The following is a 4054-nucleotide window of genomic DNA, read 5'->3' as shown; positions in this document are numbered from 1 at the left end:
GTGTATAGTTTAGTTACCATCTTTTTGTTGAAAAGGATTACGAGAATGAATGATAGTTTAATAGATAGCCTTGTTCGTCAACTAAAGGAATTTGCTGTAACTCGTTCGCAAAGCGTAGAGCGTGGGTTTGAAACACCTAATCTTGCTGCACATTTACTGCAAGTTTATGGACTTGGTTTAATAGCTGCCGCAACCACTATTCTTAAAAGTGACAGAATTACTGACTCTATTTATAAGGCATTGAATGAAGAGACAGACAAAATTGATCCTCTTTGACATAAAAATAAATAATAAAACCCCTTGGATAGAATCACTCAATGTAGGGTGAAAACTGCCGTTATTAATTGCAGGTCACTACATCTATTGATACACGAGGCCGTCGAGCGAGAATTTACAACGTCCGACGGCCTTTATATGTACTAGCTCAGACCTGACAATTACCTGTTATTGACTGGCTTAACCGTCAATTGCATTTTCCCTTCCTCACCAACATTCGTAACTATAATGTCTCTGAGATCGGACACGACAACTTCGCTAGGAAATTTCGACGGATTGTACGTCGTTGCTACAGCGATGACGAACGCTCCCGAACGGTGTCCAGCTTCGATTCCTCCCGGCGCATCCTCGACCACCAGACAGCGGCGAATATCAACACCAAGCTTTTCAGCCGCTTGCAGATACCCCTCAGGGTCTGGCTTGCCAGCCCGAACCTTTTCGGCTGTTACCAATGCCTTGGGTTCGGTAATCCCGCAGTAAGCGAGCCTTGTTTTTGCTATACCCTCCGTTGAGGATGTCACTATTGCCCACTTACCTTCTGGAATCGTGGTAATCAGTTCTTTCGCTCCAAGAATCGTCGTGACATGACTTTCTTTCGCCTCCTCAGCAGTGAAAAGATCTACTGCGGCCTTGATATCGGCATCGTCTCCTAAGATGCTGCGCGCGGTGTCTTCTGGTCTACGTCCATGCGACTGGTCGATGACTGACTGAGGTTCCAGACCATAATGCTGCGCCCAACGAGTCCAGATCCGTGCACACGCACCGCTGGAATCTATTAGAGTGCCGTCCATATCGAATAATATCGCATCGACCTCAATAGCCCTCTCGCTAAGATTGTTCATCAATTTCCTCCTATCAATTAAAATAGACTCGCAATCGTGTAAAAGATTAGCTTCATTTCACATGGCCATAGATTCCGACGTGATGAGCAGATCTCCCATTATTGAGTCCAACCATGTCCATGCTCGGCAGGTAATCAGTGTCGATGTGTTGTCGTATGCAACTGACGGGAAGTATTGCCGACGTTGTGAAACATCCGTTGACATGAATACCCAGATGCTGTATGGAAGCTGACAAATATCCCATTCCCATATTTACTTGCGGATCTTCTCCCGCGAAATAATGCGGCAGGATAGAACATACACTCCCCACCAGTTGTTCACTAACACCTTGACCTACGGACAGCACAACCCCGACGCCTTCGTGACCAAAAATAAGCCCATCCCGAAGACTGTTGCTCTTCAATCCACGCAATACCCGTCGGTCAGTTTGACAAATACTGGAGCGTAAAACACGCACTCTAACCTGATTAGATCCAGGCTGTTCAGGCGTAAAGTTCTGAAGTTTGACTTCGCCTTCTTCGAATACGACTCTGGACTCAATCACGGGATTGTGATCGTGCCGGAACAATATCTTGAGGTAGTTCTGACCAAAGTCGCCATCTGAGAGTAGTTTGACGATCGCAGGCTCAGTTGTCGTAAGGTTGTTGATCAGACGACCATCCAACCCGTCCACTATTCCTGTTTGCACGATGCCGTAATAATCGGGATTTGCTCGCAGATGCGCGATCGAGGTATCGATTTCTCTTGGATGATAGCCGGATGATCCGATAAGCCGGATGTTTCTCGATACGACCCGAACTTCCTCCCGTCGGTGAATAGCCTCAAGGTCTTCCTCTTCGTAATGCGGCAATTCGTCTTTCGTTTTGTGGTTGATACCAGAGAAAAGAATAACGATAGCTGCATCAGCAGCTGTCTTAATAGCATCAGTCTGTGCCTCTGGCGCACTGGTCGCCACTATAGCCAGATTAGATTGACGGATTCCGTCCGGAGTTTCGTGAACGGAGATGAAAGGCAATTTACTGCTGATCAGCGCCCTACGACGCTCATCTGGTTCGACAATCTGCACGAGAGAAAACGGATAAAGAGTTCGTGCATATAGCGCGTGCAACGCACCGATCGGACCTGCCCCGAAAATAGTGATAGTACCAACTGCTAGTGTTTCTGGTAATCGCCGATAAGCATGCATAACACATGCAAGCGGTTCACCCAGAGTGAATACATCGAGATATCCCTCATTTGTTATAAAATTTCGCATAGTCATCCTTATGTGGCAGATTATTTTTCTTGTTTCCAAAATGTCACGATAAAATTAAAGTATCGGACGGATTCCGAATACGGATGAGATCCATTTCCAGACATATTATTTGTAAACTACGAAGACATCCGTTTTTTCGGTTAACTCAACTGCAAAATTACGATTTTTAATTCACAAAATAAATTAGTTCATTGAGTTACTATTTTTAATAGTAGAACTAAATCAGGCTGTTGAGTAAGGTTACGCCGTATAATATAATGCGGTCAATACAATAAAACTTAATTTTTCATCTTTTATGCAACAGGGTTCATTTTATGAAACAGGGCTCGGCATAGAGTTTGTGATAAATGGTTAGGTTACGTATTTTTTTCTGTCATGAATCTTCAATTCGGATAGGGATTTTTTTGCCATTCGCGAGTCAAGGTAGTTTCTGCGCTCGCCCCAAAAGCTTTTCGACGAGATAGTCATTGCCCTCGGCGGAATTAATTTAGTTCATAGATAGCCAACTGCAAAAGGAGTGTTTGACAATGAACGTAGCTGTTCCAGAGCGATGTTCAACTACTTCGGACGCGCGCTCACTGAATGCCGCGCGGGCTGCTTTCTTCCTTGGTGGTTTTGGTCTGTCGGCATGGGCCCCTCTAGTACCTTATGTTCAGTCGCGTTTGCACCTTACGTCTGGAGAACTCGGAGTGTTCCTCCTATGCATTGGCATCGGCTCGCTTATCAGTATGCCTCTGGCGGGTCCATTGACCAGTCGAGTCGGCTGCCGTGTTGTGCTCTGCGCCGCCGACGTAATTTTTTGTCTTAGCCTGCCCTTGCTATCTGTCTGCACCGGAAGAGTTGAGCTAGCGCTCGCCCTATTCGCGTTTGGGGGTGCGATCGGAGCTAATGGCGTTGCCATGAATGTTCAAGCTTCTTTGGTCGAGCGCGCCTGTGCACGTCCAGTTATGTCTGGAATTTTGGCTCTCTTTAGTGTTGGCGGCATCTTAGGATCAGGAGGCATGACGTTGTTACTGTCGCTACAGATCACACCTATCCAGGCGAGTCTCGCTGCGGATGCAGTTATTGCCGTTGTCTTGCTGGGATTCGCCCATCGCTTTCTGTCGCATGGTGGTGAAAGTGGTCCGGCTTTCGCCGTCCCGCACGGCTCCATCGTCCTGCTCGGTTTTATTGCCTGCATGATCTATCTCGTAGAAGGTATGATGCTCGACTGGAGCGCCGTCATATTGACAAAAATTCAGCATATTCCCGTTTCCTTAGCGGGTGCAGGCTACATGACGTTTGCGTGCCTAATGGTCGTTGGACGTCTATTGGGAGATAGAATGGTAAAAAAATTCGGTCAATTGGCGATCCTGCGCGGTGGGTTGCTGACTGCTGCAATAGGCTTAGCGATCATGGTTGGATTTCGCTCTTCAATCACTGCGTTCGCCGGACTCGCACTGGTTGGCGCGGGTGCCTCAAACGTGGTTCCCATTCTCTTTCGCTTGGCGGGTAGCAATCGCGCCATGCCAACAAGTACTGCTATCGCTGCGGTTGCGACTCTTGGCTATGTTGGTGTCCTTGTTGGTCCCGCATTAATCGGCTTTCTGGCGAGCGCGGTGGGATTGACAACAGCCGTCTTGATCATCGCCCTCGCAACCTTCAGCACAATCGCTCTGGTCCGCAGCATCCGCGACGGTGC

The 4054-nt window shown here is 47.5% G+C and carries 4 protein-coding genes; 2 read left to right on the top strand and 2 right to left on the bottom strand.

The features are described from left to right. A partial coding sequence (locus tag PSI17_RS16050; protein ID WP_273552920.1) for a hypothetical protein occupies nucleotides 1–276 on the top strand: 276 nt, incomplete at its 5' end. A gap of 161 nt (nucleotides 277–437) precedes the next feature. Here PSI17_RS16050 and PSI17_RS16045 read toward each other — a convergent pair. Together PSI17_RS16045 and PSI17_RS16040 are read right to left on the bottom strand one after the other, a co-directional pair. Continuing rightward, the gene (locus PSI17_RS16045; RefSeq protein WP_273552919.1) at nucleotides 438–1118 is read right to left on the bottom strand and encodes an HAD-IA family hydrolase; all 681 of its coding nucleotides are present in this window, start codon (nucleotides 1116–1118) and stop codon (nucleotides 438–440) included. A 52-nt stretch (nucleotides 1119–1170) separates the two neighbouring features. Next, nucleotides 1171–2373, bottom strand: coding sequence for an alcohol dehydrogenase catalytic domain-containing protein (locus tag PSI17_RS16040; protein WP_273552918.1), 1203 nt, complete (start codon nucleotides 2371–2373; stop codon nucleotides 1171–1173). A 527-nt stretch (nucleotides 2374–2900) separates the two neighbouring features. On the opposite strand from PSI17_RS16040, the gene PSI17_RS16035 reads away from it, so the two are divergent. After that, nucleotides 2901–4054: MFS transporter (locus PSI17_RS16035; protein ID WP_273552921.1), on the top strand; the 1154-nt coding region annotated here is incomplete at its 3' end.

The organism is Xenorhabdus sp. IM139775, from assembly GCF_028598745.1.
Classification (GTDB): domain Bacteria; phylum Pseudomonadota; class Gammaproteobacteria; order Enterobacterales; family Enterobacteriaceae; genus Xenorhabdus.
This window is presented reverse-complemented; position numbering and strand designations above follow the sequence as displayed.